Origin of the sequence: Corynebacterium sp. LaCa54, assembly GCF_046717495.1 — a bacterium.
Classification (GTDB): domain Bacteria; phylum Actinomycetota; class Actinomycetes; order Mycobacteriales; family Mycobacteriaceae; genus Corynebacterium; species Corynebacterium kefirresidentii.
Genome location: NZ_CP177115.1, coordinates 602,312 through 622,163 on the forward strand (window position 1 = coordinate 602,312; position 19,852 = coordinate 622,163).

At 59.7% G+C, this 19,852-nt stretch carries 20 protein-coding genes; 16 read left to right on the forward strand and 4 right to left on the reverse strand.

Translation table 11 applies throughout. The features are described from left to right. The first annotated feature begins 414 nt into the window (after positions 1-414). On the forward strand, positions 415-663 hold the full coding sequence (locus ACLI1M_RS03060) for a WhiB family transcriptional regulator (protein ID WP_005528147.1): 249 nt from the start codon (positions 415-417) through the stop codon (positions 661-663). Positions 664-743: 80 nt separating this feature from the next. On the opposite strand, the gene ACLI1M_RS03065 is transcribed toward ACLI1M_RS03060, so the two are convergent. After that, positions 744-1,214 (reverse strand): metallopeptidase family protein, encoded by a 471-nt coding sequence (locus ACLI1M_RS03065; protein ID WP_248099705.1) that lies wholly within the window; start codon positions 1,212-1,214, stop codon positions 744-746. A gap of 95 nt (positions 1,215-1,309) precedes the next feature. On the opposite strand from ACLI1M_RS03065, the gene ACLI1M_RS03070 reads away from it, so the two are divergent. Further along, entirely contained in the window at positions 1,310-1,777 is a 468-nt protein-coding gene (locus ACLI1M_RS03070) for a DUF3499 domain-containing protein (RefSeq protein WP_284835963.1), read from the forward strand. Between the two features lie 54 nt (positions 1,778-1,831). After that, on the forward strand, positions 1,832-3,199 hold the full coding sequence (locus ACLI1M_RS03075) for a phosphomannomutase/phosphoglucomutase (RefSeq protein ID WP_239208505.1): 1,368 nt from the start codon (positions 1,832-1,834) through the stop codon (positions 3,197-3,199). On the opposite strand, the gene ACLI1M_RS03080 is transcribed toward ACLI1M_RS03075, so the two are convergent. Next, positions 3,196-4,551, reverse strand: a complete 1,356-nt coding sequence (locus ACLI1M_RS03080; protein ID WP_248099703.1) for an FAD-dependent oxidoreductase — start codon at positions 4,549-4,551, stop codon at positions 3,196-3,198. The two genes, ACLI1M_RS03075 and ACLI1M_RS03080, sit on opposite strands and share 4 nt — an antisense overlap. 252 nt (positions 4,552-4,803) lie before the next feature. Between ACLI1M_RS03080 and ACLI1M_RS03085 the strand changes: the two genes are divergently transcribed. The 4 genes from ACLI1M_RS03085 to ACLI1M_RS03100 are packed head-to-tail and all read left to right on the forward strand — an operon-like array spanning position 4,804 to position 8,467. After that, positions 4,804-6,480, forward strand: a complete 1,677-nt coding sequence (locus ACLI1M_RS03085) for a nitrite/sulfite reductase (RefSeq protein ID WP_248099701.1) — start codon at positions 4,804-4,806, stop codon at positions 6,478-6,480. Next, positions 6,477-6,728 carry a hypothetical protein gene (locus tag ACLI1M_RS03090; protein WP_023020766.1) on the forward strand — a complete coding sequence of 84 codons (252 nt, stop codon included), beginning with the start codon at positions 6,477-6,479 and terminating at the stop codon, positions 6,726-6,728. The genes ACLI1M_RS03085 and ACLI1M_RS03090 overlap by 4 nt, the downstream gene beginning before the upstream one ends. Before the next feature lie 9 nt (positions 6,729-6,737). After that, positions 6,738-7,424, forward strand: coding sequence for a sirohydrochlorin chelatase (locus tag ACLI1M_RS03095; protein WP_408918798.1), 687 nt, complete (start codon positions 6,738-6,740; stop codon positions 7,422-7,424). Next, positions 7,418-8,467 (forward strand): sulfite exporter TauE/SafE family protein, encoded by a 1,050-nt coding sequence (locus ACLI1M_RS03100; protein WP_248099697.1) that lies wholly within the window; start codon positions 7,418-7,420, stop codon positions 8,465-8,467. Before ACLI1M_RS03095 ends, ACLI1M_RS03100 begins: the two co-directional genes overlap by 7 nt. 111 nt (positions 8,468-8,578) lie before the next feature. Here ACLI1M_RS03100 and cobA read toward each other — a convergent pair whose 3' ends face one another. Further along, positions 8,579-9,316, reverse strand: a complete 738-nt coding sequence (gene cobA / locus ACLI1M_RS03105; protein WP_023020769.1) for a uroporphyrinogen-III C-methyltransferase — start codon at positions 9,314-9,316, stop codon at positions 8,579-8,581. A 41-nt stretch (positions 9,317-9,357) separates the two neighbouring features. Here cobA and ACLI1M_RS03110 point away from each other — a divergent pair, with 41 nt between their 5' ends. Beyond that, positions 9,358-10,380: an exopolyphosphatase gene (locus tag ACLI1M_RS03110; protein WP_248099695.1), complete on the forward strand. Its 1,023-nt coding sequence runs from the start codon at positions 9,358-9,360 to the stop codon at positions 10,378-10,380. 6 nt (positions 10,381-10,386) lie between these two features. Further along, entirely contained in the window at positions 10,387-11,616 is a 1,230-nt protein-coding gene (manA, locus tag ACLI1M_RS03115; protein ID WP_023020771.1) for a mannose-6-phosphate isomerase, class I, read from the forward strand. Positions 11,617-11,869: 253 nt separating this feature from the next. Here manA and ACLI1M_RS03120 read toward each other — a convergent pair whose 3' ends face one another. Then, a complete protein-coding gene (locus ACLI1M_RS03120) occupies positions 11,870-12,667 on the reverse strand; it encodes a hypothetical protein (protein WP_200288073.1) in 798 nt (265 codons plus the stop codon). Positions 12,668-12,915: 248 nt separating this feature from the next. On the opposite strand from ACLI1M_RS03120, the gene ACLI1M_RS03125 reads away from it, so the two are divergent. From ACLI1M_RS03125 to hpf, 7 genes are all read left to right on the forward strand, one after another. Then, positions 12,916-13,269, forward strand: coding sequence for a DUF4259 domain-containing protein (locus ACLI1M_RS03125; RefSeq protein ID WP_248099694.1), 354 nt, complete (start codon positions 12,916-12,918; stop codon positions 13,267-13,269). A 67-nt stretch (positions 13,270-13,336) separates the two neighbouring features. Further along, entirely contained in the window at positions 13,337-13,951 is a 615-nt protein-coding gene (locus ACLI1M_RS03130) for a dTMP kinase (protein WP_248099693.1), read from the forward strand. A gap of 3 nt (positions 13,952-13,954) precedes the next feature. Continuing rightward, the gene (gene mtrA, locus ACLI1M_RS03135) at positions 13,955-14,647 is read left to right on the forward strand and encodes an MtrAB system response regulator MtrA (RefSeq protein WP_023027822.1); all 693 of its coding nucleotides are present in this window, start codon (positions 13,955-13,957) and stop codon (positions 14,645-14,647) included. A gap of 68 nt (positions 14,648-14,715) precedes the next feature. Next, positions 14,716-16,506 carry an MtrAB system histidine kinase MtrB gene (gene mtrB / locus ACLI1M_RS03140; RefSeq protein WP_282439232.1) on the forward strand — a complete coding sequence of 597 codons (1,791 nt, stop codon included), beginning with the start codon at positions 14,716-14,718 and terminating at the stop codon, positions 16,504-16,506. Positions 16,507-16,508: 2 nt separating this feature from the next. After that, entirely contained in the window at positions 16,509-18,242 is a 1,734-nt protein-coding gene (gene lpqB / locus ACLI1M_RS03145; protein WP_248099691.1) for an MtrAB system accessory lipoprotein LpqB, read from the forward strand. 177 nt (positions 18,243-18,419) lie between these two features. After that, complete coding sequence (locus ACLI1M_RS03150) at positions 18,420-18,908, forward strand: ComF family protein (RefSeq protein WP_232212580.1); 489 nt, start codon at positions 18,420-18,422, stop codon at positions 18,906-18,908. A 145-nt stretch (positions 18,909-19,053) separates the two neighbouring features. Beyond that, entirely contained in the window at positions 19,054-19,698 is a 645-nt protein-coding gene (gene hpf / locus ACLI1M_RS03155) for a ribosome hibernation-promoting factor, HPF/YfiA family (protein ID WP_023020779.1), read from the forward strand. Positions 19,699-19,852: the final 154 nt, after the last annotated feature.

Below are 19,852 nucleotides of genomic sequence, written 5' to 3' on the forward strand. Positions count from 1 at the left end.
AGTACGTAGATCCCTTCTTTGAGAGAGTGTGCGCGCGACACGCCGGAATTTTCTGAAAATTGTTGACAGAAAAACGGGGTGCCACTACATGTAGTACCCCCTACCTATACCCCCGGTGGGGAGTAGTTGTTACAGATGTGACGCGTGGGGATCGTGTGCTGCGTTTTTGCCGAAAAGTGCGAAGAAGCCGCTAATTCGGGTTGACGATATTTAGTGATCCGGTGTGAAATTACATCAGTGAAAGAAACAGCGGCCGACGCTGTTACTTCCACACCGGCCCAGCGGGGTTACCCAAAGGGAATGTGGTGTACGGTCGGTTGCACTGATTAGAATTACCCAACCTCGGAGAAAGGAAAAGGCGTGGACAAAATGGCTAATAACAACGCCATTCTCCGTGGCGGTGCTGCTGCAGAGATGTCACTCGATGAACTCTTCGGTGCCGTCGAGCAGGAGTGGCAGGACCAAGCGCTGTGCGCGCAGACGGACCCTGAAGCATTCTTCCCTGAAAAGGGAGGTTCTACCCGTGAGGCTAAGCGCATTTGCCAGGCCTGCGCGGTGCGTGATGAATGCTTGGAGTACGCGTTGGAGCACGACGAGCGCTTCGGTATTTGGGGCGGGCTATCGGACCGTGAGCGCCGCCGCCTCAAGCGCGAGATTGGATAATTAAGGTGTCCAGAAAGGCCCCGGGCAAGCACATGACGTGCGGCCCGGGGCCTTTCTGCTGGGTCATATCGTGAAGGTGGCTACCAGCTATAGCGTGGATCCACTTCCTCCGGGTCCAAGTTGAGATAATTCGCCACGAGCGCGGTAATAACCGTACCTAGAAGCTCGGAACGCTCGGACGGGGTGGAAGCGCGCTGCTCGATGGGCATGCGGAAAATGACCAACCGGGCGCGCGTGGGGTGGCCGGCGGAGTCTACGCCGGCAGGAACCACGCGCCCGAGGGGGACCGGCCCATCGGCGATAATCTCATCCGGGAGCACGGTCATATCGGGTGAGAGCCGCATGCGCGGAATGGTGTCTACGGCTAGGTCGAGGCCACGCAATTGCGGGACGAAGGAGTTTTGGATGGGGGCATAGGCCTCCAAGACGGCCATGTCGAAGTGCTCGCGCGCGCTGCGGTAGCGCGGAGTCTGCTGGGGGAGGAGGGGTCCGCGCATGCCGTGGCCGTGTCGGTCGCGGGCGGGGCGGATGTGCGGGCGAGCGGCGGTCATGCCCTGATTCTAAGGCGCAGGTGGTCTGGATTTAGCGGTGCCACGCCGGGGCGAAGACTATCTAAATCTCAACTAAGGGTTTAGACTTATGCGCTGTGACTATTTCTCGCCATTGCTCCCGCCCAGGCTGCGGCCGCCCCGCCGTGGCGACATTGACCTATGCGTACGCGGACCAGACGGCCGTGGTCGGCCCGCTGGCGGAAGAAGAGAACCCGCACAGTTGGGACCTGTGCGCCACGCACCGCGATCGCATCTCGGCTCCGGTGGGCTGGGAGCTGGTGCGCGTCGATCGCATCGAGCTGGATGAGGAAGACGATCTGATGGCCCTGGCAGAAGCGGTCAAGGAAGACGGCCGCGTGACCACCGGCTTGGTCGATGACGGTAGCGCCGGTTCGGGGGCAGACCCTATCGACTATTCCGCGACCTTTGATGGCGCTGACCCAGCTAATTCGAATCACCCGGTCTTTCGTACCCGTCGCGTGGCTTATGCCAAAAAGGCCCGCCGTGCCCACCTTTCGGTTGTACCCGATGAAACAACGTCGGCGGAATCGGAACTGGACTGACACGGACCCCGCAGTGCGATAGTTTCCCTGCGGGCGAGAGTACTATAGCTGGGTATGCGAACTCGTGAGCAGCTTGATGCAGTAATTAAGGCCTATGACGTCCGTGGCGTGGTGGGCGAAGACATCGATGAAAACTTCGTGCGCGATACGGGCGCTGCGTTTGCCGCCATCTTGCGTGAGGAAGGCGAAAATACCGTGGCCGTCGGCCACGATATGCGTCCCTCCTCACCGTCCTTAGCGCGCGCCTTCGCTGAGGGTGTGACCTCGCAGGGCCTCAATGTGACCCTGTTGGGGCTGACCTCTACCGACGAGCTTTACTACGCCGCTGGTTCCCTGGAGTGCGCGGGCGCTATGTTTACCGCCTCCCACAACCCAGCCAAGTACAACGGAATTAAGCTCTGTCGTGCCGGCGCAGTGCCTGTGGGTCAGGAGACTGGTTTGGGGCAGATTAAGCAGATGCTTATTGAAGGCACCCCGGAGTACACCGGCACTGAAGGTGCGATTGCAGAGCAGGAGATTCTGGCTGGCTATGCGGACTTCCTACGCAAGCTGGTGCCGTTGGAGGATTCCAAGCCTCTCGTCGTGGCTGTAGATGCCGCCAATGGTATGGGTGGACACACCGTGCCGGCTGTCTTCGATGGCCTGCCTTTCGAGGTTCGTGATTTGTACTTCGAACTTGACGGTACCTTCCCGAACCACGAGGCTAATCCGCTGGACCCGAAGAACCTGGTGGATCTGCAGAAGTTCACCGTGGAGCAGAAAGCCGATATTGGCTTGGCTTTTGATGGTGATGCGGACCGCTGCTTCGTCGTGGATGAAAAAGGCCAGCCGGTTTCCCCGTCTGCCATTTGTGCGTTGGTGGCTGGGCGCTACTTGGATAAGTTCCCCGGCGCTACCATCATCCACAACTTGATTACCTCTAAGACCGTGCCGGAGCTCATCAAGGAAAAGGGCGGCACCCCTGTGCGCACCCGCGTGGGTCACTCCTTCATTAAGGCGCAGATGGCTGAGCACAAGGCCGCCTTCGGCGGTGAGCACTCCGCGCACTATTACTTCCAGGAGTTCTGGAATGCTGATTCCGGCATGCTTGCCGCTATGCACGTGCTGGCAGCGCTCGGACAGTCCGATAAGCCGCTAAGCGAGCTCATGGCAGAATACTCCCGCTATGAAGCCTCTGGTGAGATCAATTCCACCGTGGAGGATCAGAAAGCCGCTACCCAGGCAGTGCTGGATGAGCTGGCGGATAAAATTGAGTCCGTCGATGAGCTGGATGGTGTGACTGTCGAGCTCAAGGGAACCGAGGCATGGTTTAACGTACGTGCCTCCAATACGGAACCGCTGCTACGCCTCAACGTAGAGGCAAAGACCGCCGACGAAGTTCAGGCCATCGTCGACGAAGTCCTCGCCATCATCCGCCGTTAAACCTCGGCGCGCGAGTGGGAGACCATGTCCTCCCACTCCACGAACTTCTTGCGTTCGCGGCCCTCGCGTTCGCCCAGTGCGCGCTCGGCCGCGTCCAAACGTTGCCAGTCTTGCCACGTCAAGTATTCGATTCCCCGCTCGCTAAGGACCTCGGTGATGTCTGCGTCGCTGGAAGGGGAGGGGAGGGTGCCGGAGGCGGCGTCGGCAAGCAGCATGCCAATCGTCTCCGTGGCATCGGACTTGGTATTGCCAATGAGCCCCACTGGCCCGCGCTTAATCCATCCGGTGGTGTACAGGCCCGGAACTACCTTGCCGGCCGCATCGATGACATGGCCGCCATCGTTATTGATGACGTTTTTGTCCTGGTTGAAGGGCACGCCATCGACCGCATCGGAGCGGTAGCCGGTGGCGAAATAGACCGCCTGCACCGGCCATTCGGTGAACTTCCCGGTACCGTGCACGCTGCCATCCCCATTAAGGGCGGTGCGCTCGGTCTTAATTCCGCAGACTTTGCCGTCTTTCCCCAAAATCTCCACCGGCTGTTCAAAGAGGTGAATCTGCAGGGTGTGCGGTGCCTTTTTCGGATCTCGAATGGCGTACTGCTCGAGCACCTGGCACACCAAGTCAGTGGACTTGCTTTCTTGGCGCGCGGCCAGCGAAGCCTCGTCATAGTCAATGTCCTCCGGGGAGACCACGACATTAATGGACTCGGAATGGTCCAGCTCTTTGAGCTCCTGCGGGGTGAACTTGGCCTGCGCCGGGCCGCGGCGGCCGAAGACGCGCACGGTCTCGGCCTGGTTCTGGGCCAGGGAATCGTAGACATTATCGGGGAGTTCGGTCACCTTGAGCTCGTCACCAGTCTTGGCCAGGATGCGGGAGACATCAAGGCCCACGTTACCCACGCCGATGACTGCGACCTCTGTGGCGGAAAGATCCCAATTGCGCTCGAAGCGCGGGTTGCCATCGTAGAAGCCCACGAACTCGCCGGCACCATGCACGCCGTCGAGGTCCGCGCCGGGGATATCGCGGTGGCGGTCGCCCACGGCGCCGGTGGCAAAGACCACGGCATCATAATGCTGCTGCAGCTCATCGACGGTGATATCCCGGCCGATGTGCACGTTGGTCAGCAGGCGAATCTGCTCCGTATCGAGTACGCGGTGGAGGGATTTAATGATGCCTTTAATGCGCGGATGGTCCGGTGCTACGCCGTAACGGATGAGGCCAAAGGGGGCGGGCATCTGCTCAATGAGGTCAATCTGTACCTCACCACCGGTCTTTTTTACCAAGATGTCGGAGGCATAGATGCCGGCTGGACCGGCACCGATCACGGCTACTTTTAAGGGCTGATTCATGTTGTGCGAAGACCTTTCTCTTTTTCGCGGGGCTAGACCGCTGGGTTCATTTTCTTAGCTTTATCTTTCTGGCAATTGAACCGTCTGGTCTAGATTGCGGCAAGGCTAAGAATTAGTTTCTAAAATTATTCTGACCTTTGCGCAGGGTATGGCGATTTTTTACTTGAAAATAAAAAAGACCGCTTTGTCTGTCTGATTTAGACGGGTAGGTTGTCTTTCAATACTTAGGAAAGGCAGGTTGAGATCTACACCATGACCACCGCGACTAATACCAAGCGCACTCCCCGCGCCAAGAAGCCCGAAGGCCAATGGAAGATTGACGGTACCAAGCCCCTCAATAACGATGAGGTAATTAAGCAGGAGGATGGTGGGCTTTCTGCCAAGCAGCGCGTCATCGATATCTATTCCAAGCAAGGATTTTCCTCGATCCCTTCTGATGACCTAGCTCCTCGGTTCAAGTGGTTGGGCCTTTATACCCAGCGCAACCAAAACTTGGGCGGTGAGATGACCGCCAAGCTTTCTAACGCTGAGCTGCAGGATGAGTACTTCATGATGCGCGTGCGCTTCGATGGTGGCCGCGCCGATCCCGCCAAGCTGCGCGCTGTGGGTGAGATCTCGCGTGATTATGCCCGCTCTACCGCGGACTTCACGGACCGCCAAAATATCCAGCTGCATTGGATTCGTATCGAGGATGTGCCCACCATCTGGGACAAGCTTGAGTCGGTGGGGCTGAGCACGCTTATGGGGTGCGGCGACGTGCCCCGCGTTATCCTGGGCTCGCCTGTCGCGGGCGTGGCAGAAGATGAAATTATTGACGCCACCCCGGCCATTGAAGAGATCAAAAATAACTATCTGCCGCGTGAGGAGTTCCATAACCTACCGCGCAAATTCAAAACCGCCATCTCTGGCAACTCCCGTCAAGACGTCACACACGAGATACAAGACGTCGCATTCGTAGGCGTGAACCATCCACAGTACGGCCCTGGATTCGATTGCTTTGTTGGCGGAGGCCTTTCTACTAACCCGATGCTCTCGCAGTCCCTCGGCGCCTGGGTTCCCCTAGAACGCGTGCCTGAGGTGTGGGCCGGTGTGGTCGGCATCTTCCGTGACTACGGCTTCCGCCGTAATCGAAACCGAGCCCGCCTGAAGTTCTTGGTGGCTAAGTGGGGCATTGAAAAGTTCCGCCAGGTGTTGGAAGAGGAATACCTAGATGAGCCGCTGCTGGATGGCGTCCCGTTGGAAGTCGAGCCCGGCTCTCGCGATCATCTTGGCGTGCACCGCCAAAAGGACGGCAAGTTCTACGTGGGCGTGAAGCCTACCGTGGGCCATGCCACCGGCGAACAGCTCATCGCTATCGCAGACGTGGCTGAGAAATTTGGGATTAGCCGTATTCGCACTACCCCGATGAAAGAGCTGCTTTTCCTCGACGTCGATGAAGAGGATATCCCGAGCCTATCCCGTGCGCTCGACGAGACCGGACTGTATTCCCAGCCATCCGAGTTTCGCCGTGGCGTCATTTCCTGCACCGGGCTGGAGTTTTGCAAGCTCGCGCACGTGACCACCAAGGCCCGCGCCATCGAGTTGGTGGACATCCTGGAAGACACCCTGGGTGATCTGGATGTGCCGATTTCCATCGCGCTTAACGGCTGCCCCAACGCCTGTGCGCGTTCGCAGGTAGCAGACATTGGCCTGAAGGGGCAGATCGTCACTGATTCCGAGGGCAACCGCGTCGAGGGTTTCCAGGTCCATCTAGGCGGCGCCCTTGGCCTGTCTCCGGACTGGGGCCGCAAGCTGCGTGGCCACAAGGTCGTGGCCGATGAGGTGCCCGAGTACGTCATCCACTTGGTCAACAAATACAAGGAGCAGCGCGAGGAAGGTGAGCAGTTCCGCCACTGGGTTTTGCGCGCAGCTGAGGAGGACTTGCAGTGAATTTTCGCCGCCAGCCCAATCCCAACCGCAACCATCCCAGCTTCTGCCCGTATTGCGCCGGAACCGACCTCTTTCCGGACGAGGAAGACGATTTTGCCTGGAAATGCCAGGAATGCTTGCGGATTTTCTCCGTGCGTTTCCACGGCCAGGACGATGCCCCGGTAGCCCCTGCACCGGCCGTGTCCTCCAACGAAGCACTGAAGCGTTCGCTTGCCCGCCGCGGCCACACCACGGCGCCAAAGGCTTAAGGATGCCCCATGCCCGCACTCATTACCCTGGCCCACGGTTCACGGCATCCGGGTGCTGCGGCCGGAATTGAGCGTTTGACCCAGGCCACGGGCTTGCGTCCAGCTCGCGCGGCGCACCTGGAATTCAACGAGCCCGACCTCACCGCGGCCGCGCTCGAGCTTGCCCAGATGGGGGAGACCGAGGCAATCGTGGTTCCCCTGCTTTTCACCCAGGGTTATCACCAGCGCGTTGATGTTCCGCGTGCGCTTGCCGCAGCCTCCCAGACCTCACACTTGTCCCTCCACCTCGCCGCAGGCCTCGGCACCGGCGAGGACCTCGCCCGTGTGCTCGCCTCTCGTACCCGGCCTGGCGACGCCCACGTGGTCATCTATTCCGTTGGTTCCTCCGATTCAGCGGCGAATGATGCCATACGTGAGCTCGCCCACCGCACCTTCGCGCTCACCGGCGTACCCGCGACGGTGGAATTTGCTACCCGCGGTGGCTGCGAGGGGATCGTGCGCCTGTGCCGCGAGCATGCGGACCCTAAGCGCGTGCGCGTCATACCGCTCTTTGTCACCGAGGGGCTGCTCCTAGACCGCTTGGCGGGTGTTCCCGCGACCGTTGAGCACCCGCTCGGCACTGATATTTCAGGCCTCGTCGCAGACCGTTTTCATCATGCACGCCGCGGTGCACAGGAGGTATTCGCGCCATGCTAACTCTCATTCTCATCGCCCTCGCCGGTGCGGCCGCCAACCTCGTGGACGGTGGCATCGGCATGGGGTTCGGCGTCACGTCTACCACGATGCTGCTCCTTGCCGGCCTAGGTCCCGCGCAGGCCTCTGCCGTCGTGCACACCGCTGAGCTTGGCACCACTGCCATTTCCGGTTTGAGCCACGCACGCTTCGGCAACGTGGACTGGAAGACGGTGGTCCGCCTTGGCGTCCCCGGCGGTATTGCCGCGTTTGTGGGGGCCACGTTGCTGTCGAATATTTCCACTGCCGCTGCTGCACCGGTGACCGCACTCATCCTGGTAGGCATTGGTGCTAACCTCATCTGGCGGTTCTCCCAACCGCGCCGCCGCGGTTCCGCCTACAAGCGCTCGCATTCCACTCCGTTTCTCGCCGGCCTTGGCCTGGTGGGCGGATTTGTCGATTCTACCGGTGGCGGTGGCTGGGGTCCCGTGTCGACCTCCACGCTTATGGCCATTGGTCGGGAGCAGCCGCGCCGCATTGTGGGCACGGTCAACGCCGCCGAATTCCTCGTGACCTTGGGTGCCACCGCGGGCTTTATCGTCGGCCTCTGGCACGACATCGTCGGCAACCTTGCCGCCGTTATCGCGCTTCTCATCGGCGGCGCCATCACTGCTCCGATCGCTGCGTGGCTCATCTCCCGTATCAACCCAGTCCTGCTTGGTGGATTGGTGGGCACGGCCATCGTAGGGCTTAATATCAGCAAGGTTATCGGTGGCGCCGAGACCTACTTTGGCTGGTCAGTGCCATCAGCAGTTACCTCGATAGTCATCGCCGTCGTGGTCGCTGCTGGTGCGGCCGCAACAGTTCGTGGCACGCTGCGCACTACGCGTGCCCGTGCAGCGGAATTGGAAGCAGAAAACGCTGAGGAAGCCGCCCACGCGGACTTTCATGCCCCGGATTACCCAGAGCGTGTCGCCGCCGCCCATCACTTCCACGGTTCGCGCAGGTCAGGTGTCACCATCGTGCAGGATAAGGCGCCCGAAAGCCCCGCCTCGGACCGAACGTAGCGCATCGACTGCGGCCTTTGGCCAGGCAATAGACCAAGGTTTGGCTGCAGTAGGCGGAACGCGGCCGAAAGTGGGGTTAGGGCTTATGCGAGTCTTGCTACCCTGAACCCGCTAGAGGCCGGCCACCTCGCCGATGACATAGACCGCCGGCGAGGAGATATCGTGCTCTGTTATCGTCTGCGCCAGTGTGGCCAAGGTGCAGCGGTAAGCGCGCTCGGTAGAAAGCGTGCCTTCTTGGATGATGGCGCAGGGGGTGGAAGGGGAGAGGGAGGCTGCAATAAGTGTGCTAGCAATCGCCGGTGCATTCTTAACCCCCATAATGACCGCCAGCGTGGCGCCAGAACGGGCGAGAGCTTCCCAGTCCACCAAGGATTTCTCGTGGCCGGGTGGTAGATGCCCGGAAACCACCGTGAAGCCGTGGACGATGCCGCGCTGAGTTACCGGAACGCCAACGGCTGCGGGAACGGAAATAGCTGAAGTTACGCCCGGTATGACCGTGGTGGGAATCGAAGCTTCCGCCAGCGCTTGAACTTCCTCAAATCCGCGCCCAAAGACGAAGGGATCGCCTCCCTTAAGGCGGGCTACCTTGCGGCCAGAACGGGCATGAGTGATGAGTAACTCGTTGATCTTTTCCTGCGAGATTGACTTCTTATAGGGGAGTTTAGAGACGTCAATGAGCTCTTTGGAAGAAATATCACACAGCCTATCGAGCTGCGCTGTAGGTCCCAGGTGATCGGCGAGAATAACCTCTGCATCCTGCAAGGCGCGCATGCCGCGTACAGTAATGAGGTCCCACGCGCCGGGGCCGCCGCCAATGAGGGTCACGGGATGGATCTGTGCGGAAGTCATGGGACTCCATCTTAGTGGGTGCCCGACTATGCTTAAGCCACATGGATACCGGTAATTATGATGCCGAAACCGTGCGCTTTTTTGATGTCGCGCACGAAGGCGCTCAAATCCGCCTATTGGCCGGAGAAGTGGAGCTTTGGAGCGAGGCGCTCCGCGGGCTTAATCCTCGCTCGCTGGTCATAATCCCCACCGATGCGATTGCCAGGGAAGCCGCCCACTTGGGTGTCGGCCTTGCAGAGCCGCTGCGAATCCCGCTCGTCGTCACCGAATCGCTCCCGCGTTACGTGGGAGCATTGGACGTGGTTGTTGTCGTAGGCGAGACCGGCGAATGCGATTGGGCTTCGCGCGCATTAATTGCCGCCAGCCAGCGCGGCGCCACCACCGTTTTGATTGGCCCGGCCAAGGGCCCGCTCGTGGAGGACTGCCCGGACGATACCCTCATCGCCCCCTGCCTACCTACGGCAGAGGGCAGTTCGCCTGCCCGCAACATCGCCGCACTGCATGCTCTGTGCTGCCTGCTCTACCAGGACCCGACCGCGGTGAAAGAGATCCTGGAGGATCTTGCTGCAGCCGTGGACTGCGAACTCGCGCAGCTTTCCCCTGAGCGCGATGCCACTACCAATCCGGGCCGCCAACTGCGCGAATTTATCGAAGGCGCCCGCATCATCCACTCCTGCGTGCTCGACCCTTATTCCTTTTCTGAGCGGCGTGAGCACGTGCAGATCGACGCCCTCGTCGCTCGTATGGCTGCGACCATCTGGGCGGTGCATGGCCTGCCGAGCGCTTTCGTGGACCCTGCGGAATTGCGACGCGCACTCGACCGAGATTCCGATAGCTCCCGAGCAAATGATCTCTTCTTTGACCCCTTCATTGATGGCGATGGCACTACGGATGCTTTGGTACCCTTGAAGGTGATTTTCTGGGGGCAGGAAGAGGCGAACCTGCCCAACTCGCTTGCAGTCCGCAGCATTGACCCGGAACCGGGCCTCGGGCATCTTGCCCGCTCACTGCAGCTTATTACGCGGAGTTTCTCCGCGACCGCCTACGAGATTTCTAAAGGATAGAAACACATGCAGCTGTTGCACAGCGCCACCCGCAACTATTCCTGGGGCTCGCGTACCCTCATCCCACACCTGCAGGGTCAGCCCGATTCAGAAAAGCCCGTCGCAGAGCTGTGGTTCGGCGCCCACCCCGGAGACCCGTCTACGGTGGATGACCGCCTTCTCAATGAGGTCATTGCGGAGGATCCAGCAGGGCAGCTAGGCAGCCGCGTTTCCGCCGAGTACGGTGAGCGCCTGCCTTTCCTCCTCAAGGTGCTAGCGGCCGAGGAGCCGCTATCCCTACAGGCGCACCCGTCGAAGGAGCAGGCAGAGGAAGGTTTTGCCCGCGAGAATGCCGCTGGGATTGAACTCACCGCACCCAACCGCAACTACAAGGACGATAACCACAAGCCCGAGCTTATCGTTGCGCTCACGGATTTCTATGCCATGGCTGGCTTCCGCCCGCTGGCGCGCACTCGCGAGCTTTTTGCTGCCTTGGAGTGCCCCGAGCTGGATCATTACGTTGCCATGCTGGACGAGGACCCCTCGGTAACCACCGAGTCCGCCAACCTTCGCGTTCTCTTTACCACGTGGATTACCATCCCGTCCGCCAAGCGCAAGGAACTCATCGCCGCCATAGTCTCCGCTGGTGAGCGCCTTATTGCCGCGGACCCGGCCGATTGGAAGTCCCGTGTAATGTCCACGGTGCTGGAACTCAACCAGCGTTACCCGGGCGATATCGGTGTATTGGGTGCACTGTTGCTTAACCACATCGAACTTTCTCCCGGCGAGGCCGTCTACCTAGATGCGGGCCAGCTGCACGCCTATGTCTCCGGCCTTGGCGTAGAGATTATGGCCAACTCCGATAACGTTTTGCGCGGCGGCCTTACCCCCAAGTTCGTTGACGTTCCCGAACTAGTCAAGGTTCTCACCTACGCGGCTGCCGATGAACCGCGTGTTCAACAGCAGGATAAGTCCGCTCAGAATAATGTGCACGATGCCGCCGCATGGTCTTACCCGGTCCCGATTGAAGAATTCCTGCTAGACCGTGTAGAGCTTAGCGGAGCATCTTCTGTGGATTTTGATTACGATGGCCCGACCATCGCCCTGTGTACCGCAGGCTCCGTTACCTTTACTGATGCCGCCGGCAAGACCCTCACCGTGACCCCCGGCCAAGCCGTCTGGTTGCCTGCCTCTGAGGGGCGAGTCACCGCCACTGCGGCATCCGACGCGGCCGACCTCTTCGTCGCCCGCGCTTAGCCCGCCTGCGCTTAGCTCGCCTGCGCACCAGCGCGCTTTGCCGAACCCCTCTCCGCCGGGGCTCAGGCGAGGCGTGAAACTTCATTTCAGGCGCGCTGCCGCAGCTTTCGTCGCTGCGCGAGTGCCTCACATGGCTGTTTCTTTTACAGCTCTAATGGTCCGGCGTATACAAAAGCACGTTTCCTCGAAATTCGCGTTCAGAATCGAGGGAACGTGCTTTTTGTATTCAGCTAATAGAGCAGTGGTCTGTGGATTAGCGTGAAGGGGCTGCCTTGCGCGGCGCCTGCTTGGTCGGCACGAAATCGGTCGGCTCTTGGTTCTGCTCGGCAGAAGGCTGCTCTGCGGCGGCTTGATCGTCGCGTGGTACTTCTGCCTCTGCGACCTCTTGCTGCTTGTTTTCGGTTAGTTGTCCCCGGTCCGGGTTGGGCTTGTTCTCACCAGTGGTTGTGCCCGTCCCATTTTGCTCCGAAGGCTGCGTCGGGGAAGGCTGCGGAGCGGACGGGGCAGTGGTGGTTTGCGGAGCGGTGCCGCCATTGCCGCCGTTGTTGCCCTGGTTGCCCTGTGGGGAACCGGTAGCCTGCGAGCCGTTTTGATTGCTTGGGTAATCAGGCGTCGGGCGCAGAACGCCTTGGCCGGTGTCTTGTTCACCCTGGATGCTGCCCATACCCTGCGAGGAGGCTCCTTGTGGGGAAATATTCTCCGGACGATAAACCTTGGTGGGCTGGGTAGCCGCCTGCGGGTGCATGACCGCATTGGGGGCTAGATACGGATCACTGTTATGCGGCTGGTGGTGCTTCGAATCGCCGGACGAAGCTGTAGAGCTTGTCGCATGTGCAGAGCGCTTGTTTGAAGGCGAATGGTCCGTGGGAGAAGTGGTGGTCTCCTCGGCCGCAGTGTGCGTCGGGGAGACGGAGGTGGTCCCGGACTGATCCGCGGCATTGGAATAGTTAGCGCTCGGCGAGCTCATGCGCCAGACTGTGAATCCGACGACGGCCGCGGCTATCAGTCCGGCCACAATGAACACGTAGACGCGGCGCGAATCTGGCTTCATCGTGGCTGTCCTTTCTGTGAGGTGGGCTGATTTAACCCCATAGGAGGTGGCGGTATAGCACCGCGGTAACAAGTTGGTAACGAGACTATCATGTTTAGGAAACATTGCTACGGCGTTGCGATTCTGTGATACGCCAACAAAACGCCAGTTCGCGGATGTAGGATGCCCTGCAAACCTTTTCATTGCGTGCTTTCTTTAGCTGGGAAAGCGTGTATAAATGGCGCTGAAAGCACCGAAGGAGTCAAAAAGTGAGTACTTGGGACGAAGATATTTTCAGCACGGACCTCAACGTCGATTTCTTGGAAGAAATGGCAAACCTCGATGAAGAAGGGGTAATTCGCGCCGTTGAGGATGCCTGCGAAGTAGCACATAGCAAGCCACAGCTCAGTGAAGAAGAGGAACAGAACGCGCAAGCAGCAGCCACCATCGCTGCCATTTGGGCTGGCGCGCCCTTCAGTGCGGGCGAGGTTGTTGAAGATTACCCCTATATTAGGGACCTGGTGGGGTCTGGCAGCGAAACCTTGACGGAAAATGCCCTCGAGGTACTAGAAAATGTCGAGGAAGAATATGACCTCGAAGCGTTTATAGAGGCCCTGTCCTAAGCCATACCTACTGCCCGCAGCAGTGGCCTCATGCCAGACAAAATAGAAGGGAAGGTACCCCACACCTATGCTTATCAGCATCGAAGGCATCGACGGTGCCGGTAAGAATACGCTGGTCTCCACAATCAGGGAGTCGTTGGATCGACCCGTGGAGGTCATCGCCTTCCCGCGCTATGCAGAATCGATTCACGCCCAGCTCGCCCAAAAGGCGCTCTACGGAAAAATGGGTGACCTGACAGATTCGGCATATGCCATGGCAACTCTTTTTGCCTTGGATCGTTACGGCGTAAAAGACCAATTGCAGCGAGCTAAGGGTACGGACGCCGTGGTGCTATTGGATCGGTATGTGGCTTCCAATGCGGCATATTCGGCGGCGCGACTCGAAGACGATGCCGTCATGGACTGGGTGCATGATCTGGAATTTGGCACTTTAGGCCTGCCGCAAGCGGATCTGCAGGTTTATCTGGATACTGCGGTAGAAGTGGCGTCGGAAAGAGCGCAGGCAAGAGCCCAAGCAGATGCCAACCGGGAGCGTGACCGCTACGAGCGCGATGGCGGATTGCAGGAACGCACCGCCGTGGCCTACCAGCGCCTAGCAGATGCGGGCTGGGGTGGACGCTGGATTGTCACCGCCGATGCGGATACTATAATTTCAGCGATAAAAGACCTTGTAGGAGAATAAAACGTGGCGCCCAAGATTTTGGTAGTCGATGACGATCCGGCTATCTCGGAGATGCTGACCATTGTGCTCGAGTCTGAGGGACTTAAGCCCATTCCGGTCATGGACGGCAATGACGCCGTGCCCGCCTTTGAGCAACACGAGCCGGACCTCATTCTGCTGGACCTTATGCTGCCGGGCATGAACGGCGTGGATATCTGCCGCGCCATTCGCCGTGAATCCTCCGTACCCATCGTTATGCTGACCGCCAAGACGGATACGGTCGATGTAGTGCTAGGCCTTGAATCCGGCGCGGATGATTACATCACCAAGCCATTTAAACCCAAGGAACTCATCGCCCGCATTCGCGCGCGCTTGCGCCGCACCGATTCCGCGGAGTCTGAAATCTTGGAGGTGGCGGACCTCATCATTGACGTGCCGGAGCATACCGTGCGCCGCACGGATGGTACCGAACTGAACTTGACTCCTTTGGAATTTGACCTGCTGCTGGAGATGGCGCGCCGCCCTGGCCAAGTGCATACGCGTGAGTCGCTGCTGGAGTCCGTATGGGGCTACCGCAATGCCTCTGATACGCGCTTGGTTAATGTCCACGTGCAGCGCCTACGCGCCAAGATCGAGCATGATCCGGAGGATCCGCAGATTGTGCTGACCGTGCGTGGCGTGGGGTATAAGACCGGTAAGCCCGGCGCCGGGGAGTAAGAACCATCGGCATCATTGAACGTTTAAGGCGTATTCGAGACGCCTTCATTACAACGTGGCGTACCTCTTTGCAGGCGCGCGTCATTGGCATGATTTTGGTCGCCTCCTCGGTGGTCATGATCATCTTGGCCTACGCGTTGGTTTCTGTGCTGACTCAGCGCTTGGTTAGCCAAAAGGAAGACGTGGCGCAGCAGGAGCTGGAGCGTGCCCGCACGGCCGTGGAACAGCAGATTGATGCCACCAGTTCCGCCAATTCGGTGCAGGTACGCATCAATTCTGCACGTGCGGCACTGGGCCAGCTCTCTGCCCAGCAGGGCGATGCCCAGGCGGTTTATGAACCGGTCATCGTGGTGGAAAACCAGGATGGCTCGGTTATTACCTCGCCAGAAGGTTTCCCCGTGCCGGATCAGTTGCGGGAGATGGTGGATCAAGGTCAGATTGCGCAGCAGTATTTCCCGGCTCCGCGGGAAAACGGTGAGTATTACAACGCCCTGCTGGTAGGAACACCTACCGATACCGATATCCCGCATACTCAGGTCTACTTGGCACTGTCCATGGAGTCGGAAGAATCCACCATGGCATTGATGCGAGGCCTGCTTTCGGCGGCCGGTGTGGTCGTCGTGGTGCTGTTGGTGGGCATTGCCTGGCTGGCCACCCAGCAGGTTATTACGCCGATTCGTTCGGCTTCGCGCATTGCACAGCGCTTGGCGGCTGGTCATTTGAAGGAACGCATGGCCGTCGATAGTGACGATGAGATGGGCCGCCTGGCCGCGTCCTTCAATAACATGGCCGATAAGCTTTCTTCCCAGATTGCGCAGCTGGAGGAATACGGCGATTTGCAGCGGCAGTTTACTTCCGACGTCTCCCATGAGCTGCGTACCCCATTGACCACCGTGCGCATGGCCGCGGACATGATTGAGGCCGAAAGCGATAGCTTGCCGCACGGCGCCCAGCGAGCTTCCCGCCTGATGTCAAGCGAGCTCGATCGTTTCGAGGAATTGCTCGCGGACCTGCTAGAGATTTCTCGCCACGATGCCGGCGTGGCGGACCTGTCTACCGCCGCCATTGATCTGCGCTCCTGCGTGGAGTCCGCCTATGAGCAAGTCGAACATTTGGCTCGCGAGCTCAACGTAGAGGTCCAGCTCAACCTGCCGGATGAGCGCATCGCCGTCGAAGCCGATTCACGCCGCCTTGAGCGCATCTTGCGCAATCTTTTGGCCAATGCCATCGACCATTCGGAAGGCAATCCGGTAGCGGTGGATGTCGCCACCACGGAAACCGCGGTGGGCGTTACCGTTACAGACCATGGCGTGGGCTTGAAACCGGGCCAGGAAGAGCTGGTATTTAACCGCTTTTGGCGCGCGGATTCCTCCCGCAAGCGCCACTCCGGTGGCACCGGCCTGGGGCTGGCTATCGCCCGCGAGGACGCCGTCCTGCACGGCGGCACGCTGGATGCCACCGGCTACGAGGGCTTTGGCTCGCGCTTCCGCCTCATTATCCCGCGCACCCCGAATGCCGAGGTGGGAGAAGAACCCATCTCTGTGGAGATCCCTGGCGCACCCGTAAACAACCCTGCGGAAGGCAGCTCGTTGCCGGAATCGACCCCAGATGCCGGAGTTGAACTTCCAGAAGCGCAGGACTCTAGCACCGATAATCCGGGTGTCGAACCCGCCTCTGCTACGCCTGCCATTGCATCCGGGATGAGCTCACCGCGCGCCGAAAAGAGCGATAAGACTACCACTGGCCAGGCGAAGGGGGATGGCATCCTATGGCCCTCGGAACGAGAGCTCAACCGTGGTGCGGCCGCCCCAGATAGGCGCGCTTATAAGGCCCCGGACTTTGAGGGGAGGAGGAAGTGAGCGTGTTCAGCAGGAACTATTGCAAAACCGCGGTTTTTAGCACCGCAGCGGCAGTGCTTTTTGTCAGCGGTTGTTCCACTCTGCCGAGCAACACCGGGCCGCAGGTGGTCGGGACCTACCAACGGCAGGAAGACAGTCCTGGGGAAGTTATTGCACCGCAACCGGGCGATGACCCGGATCTGACGTTGCGAGATTTCTATCAGGCTTCGGCCGTGCCTGGAAATGACCACGAAGTCGCCCGTGGTTTTCTTACGGATACTGCCCGTGGTGCATGGGACGCCAGCGGCGATGTGATGGTGGTCGATAGCCTGGATATCGTTACCGCGCCCGCCAATAAACAAAGCTCGAAAGATAATGAACGCGCCTTTACAGTACGTGGCACTATTATCGGCCGCCTGAAATCCGGTGGCGCGTATGTCCCGGAAAATGAGGGCTATGAGGCAGTCATCTACATGAAGATGCAAGACGATAGGTGGCGCGTCGATGGCCTGCCGGCCGGAGTGGTGATGGAGCGCAATGAAATGCGCAACCACTACGCCCCGCAATCGCTGTACTTCTATAAGCAGAGTAACGATGTGCTGGTTCCGGATCGTCGCTGGTTGTATAAGGGGGGCGAAGAATCGGAGTCGACGCTTATCACGTTGTTGATGGAGGGGCCTTCGGCCAGCATTGCCCCTGCCACCCGCCGTGCGGCGGGGGAGAATGTTACCTATGCTGGCTATGACCGCGAGCAAGGCTACCAATTCGAAGGCCTAGTGGACTTGGACGCCCACGACCGCACTCTCTTTGCCGCCCAACTGGTGTGGACGCTTAGCAAAGCCGGCCATACCGGTCCCTTTAAGGTCAAGGCCGATGGCGGTGACCTGGTGGAAGGTATGGATAGCTTGAGCGTGGATGACTTTGCGGACTATAACCCGGAAGAAAGCAGCACCGCGTTGTCTAAGCTCTACGCCCTTAATGAGGGCAACCTGCTGGAGGTAGACGATGGCGTGGCCGAGCCCGTTCAATCCACCTTGGGCAGTAGCGGAGACGTGCAGTCCGTGGATGTGGCCGATAGCGGCCTCGTTGCGGCCGTGCGCCGCAAATCCAATAATGATTTCTCCCTGCAGATAGGCGAGCTCGATGGCCAGCTGCAGGATGCGGTGGATGGTCCCACGCTGGCACGGCCGACCTTTGAATACAACGGGCAAGCCGCGTGGACTGTGGTTGACGGAGATCGCATCGTGCGCGTGGTGCGCTCCAAGACCACGGGCCGCATCTCCAAATCCGAGGTGGATGCCCGCAGCATTGACGATATTGAGGGCGAAATCTCCGTCATCCGCTTGTCCCATAGCGGTGCCCGCGTGGCCATGGTTATCGATGGGCACGTGTATATCGCGGCGGTTGCCCAATCCAGCAGTGGGGATAAGCGCATCGTCAACGCCCGCGAGGTCGGCCCAGAAGTTTCCGGTTCGGCGCTATCGTTGGACTGGAATATGGATGGCTCGCTCATCGTTGGTACCTCCTCGAGCCAGTCACCCGTCTGGCGCATCGAGCAGGATGGTTCCTCGGCTTCGACCATGCCTACCGGTAATATCACCGCCCCCGTGGTGGCTGTAGCTTCCTCGCCCACCAAGCTTTTCATCACTGATTCTCACGCCATGCTTGAGCTACCTTCCACCGTGATGGATGAGACCAACTGGCGTGAGGTCTCTGGGCTGCAGGGCCGGCGTTCTTCCCCTATCGTTTCTAACTAGCCGTCGGAAGGCTTGTGCGGCTAGGGGGGAGGCAACACGATGAGCTTGGGGGAGCTTATTTTTCCGCGCGCGTGTGCTGGATGCGGCGCGCCGGGCGAGGTGTTGTGTGAACACTGCCGCGAGCACTTGCGGCACCCGCCCTACTTGGTAGCACGGCCCCGGCTGCTGGGGGCGCCCGTGTATGCCCTTGGCTCTTATTCCGATATTCGCCGCCGCATCATCATTGGCATGAAGGAGCGCGGCAACCAGCCGGTTCGCGAGTATGTCGGGGCCGTCTTTGCAGCTGGGCTGGCCTATCTGAGTGCCCGTGGTGATATCCCGCGCGAGTTCACCCTTGTTCCTGCGCCTACCCGTCCGCGCTCGGCGCGGGCGCGCGGGGGAGACCCTGTGGCCGCTGTGTGCCATACAGCGGCGCAGCTGCAGCGCGTGGGCGTGTGCGCGGCTCTTTCCATGGGGCAGTCCACCGCGGATCAGTCCGAGCTTAACGCGCAGGATAGGTGGGCTAACCTGCAGGGGCGAGTCCGCGTTCATGCTCCCATTGCTCGCGCCCCTGCGCTGCTTGCCGACGACGTCGTTACCACCGGCGCCACCCTAGCCGCGAGCATTGCTGCCCTGCAGGCCGCGGGCGTAGAAGTATGTGGAGCATTGGTCTTTGCGGATGCCTAGATAAAGGCGGGATCTACCCTCGAGGTAGGGGAGCGGGAAAAAATTTCGCCCTGTCAGGTCATAACCAGTGATACCATGAGGAGTGTCACAGAGAGATAGCTACTGTGATTGAATCCAGTCCCCACTACTCAAGGGAGGCATTTCAATGTCCCAGCCAAACAAAGCTCAGGTAACGATTACGGGCCGTAATGTCGAGGTCCCTGATCACTTTCAAGAGCGAGTCAATGACAAGCTGGCCAAGATTGAACGCCTTGACCCCACCCTGACCTTCTTCCACGTGGAGCTGCAGCACGAGCCGAACCCGCGCCGCGATTCTGAAGCGGATCGCATCCAGATCACCGCTACGGGTAAGGGACACATCGCCCGTGCCGAAGCAAAGGAAGATTCTTTCTACGCTGCGCTCGAGACCGCCTTGGGCAAGATGGAGCGCTCCCTGCGCAAGGTGAAGGTGCGCCGCGAAAACGTCAAGAGCGGTCACCGCGCGCAAAAGGGCACCGGAGAGATTGCCGCTGAGATGGTGGCACAGGCTGAGGCACAGCGCGCCAAGGAAGAGCGCTACGTTGACCCTTATGCTGAGACCGTCGAGGATGTTCGTCCCGGCCAGATTGTGCGCACCAAGGAGCACCCGGCTACCCCGATGAGCGTGGATGATGCCTTGAGCGAGATGGAGCTGGTTGGCCACGACTTCTTCCTCTTCGTTAACGAGGAGAATAATAAGCCCTCCGTGGTTTATCGCCGCCACGCCTTCGACTATGGCCTTATCTCCCTGGCTGAAGACGCGGAGGCCTAAAGCGCTCGCACTTTCCTGAGGTAATGACCCCGCTGCATAACTGCAGCGGGGTCGAATTCGTATCAAGGGAAATGGTGTCTTGGTGGGGGGGAGGTTCGACGTCGGCAAGCGGCTTTAAAGGCTTAGATATGCCAGATGAAGGTTGCGCGCATGC

Coding starts and splice junctions, on each gene's coding strand:
- ACLI1M_RS03060 (WP_005528147.1), top strand. CDS start 415: ATGTCACTCGATGAACTCTTCGGTGCCGTCGAGCAGGAGTGGCAGGAC.
- ACLI1M_RS03065 (WP_248099705.1), bottom strand. CDS start 1,214: ATGACCGCCGCTCGCCCGCACATCCGCCCCGCCCGCGACCGACACGGC.
- ACLI1M_RS03075 (WP_239208505.1), top strand. CDS start 1,832: ATGCGAACTCGTGAGCAGCTTGATGCAGTAATTAAGGCCTATGACGTC.
- ACLI1M_RS03080 (WP_248099703.1), bottom strand. CDS start 4,551: ATGAATCAGCCCTTAAAAGTAGCCGTGATCGGTGCCGGTCCAGCCGGC.
- ACLI1M_RS03085 (WP_248099701.1), top strand. CDS start 4,804: ATGACCACCGCGACTAATACCAAGCGCACTCCCCGCGCCAAGAAGCCC.
- ACLI1M_RS03095 (WP_408918798.1), top strand. CDS start 6,738: ATGCCCGCACTCATTACCCTGGCCCACGGTTCACGGCATCCGGGTGCT.
- ACLI1M_RS03100 (WP_248099697.1), top strand. CDS start 7,418: ATGCTAACTCTCATTCTCATCGCCCTCGCCGGTGCGGCCGCCAACCTC.
- cobA (WP_023020769.1), bottom strand. CDS start 9,316: ATGACTTCCGCACAGATCCATCCCGTGACCCTCATTGGCGGCGGCCCC.
- ACLI1M_RS03110 (WP_248099695.1), top strand. CDS start 9,358: ATGGATACCGGTAATTATGATGCCGAAACCGTGCGCTTTTTTGATGTC.
- manA (WP_023020771.1), top strand. CDS start 10,387: ATGCAGCTGTTGCACAGCGCCACCCGCAACTATTCCTGGGGCTCGCGT.
- ACLI1M_RS03120 (WP_200288073.1), bottom strand. CDS start 12,667: ATGAAGCCAGATTCGCGCCGCGTCTACGTGTTCATTGTGGCCGGACTG.
- ACLI1M_RS03130 (WP_248099693.1), top strand. CDS start 13,337: ATGCTTATCAGCATCGAAGGCATCGACGGTGCCGGTAAGAATACGCTG.
- hpf (WP_023020779.1), top strand. CDS start 19,054: ATGTCCCAGCCAAACAAAGCTCAGGTAACGATTACGGGCCGTAATGTC.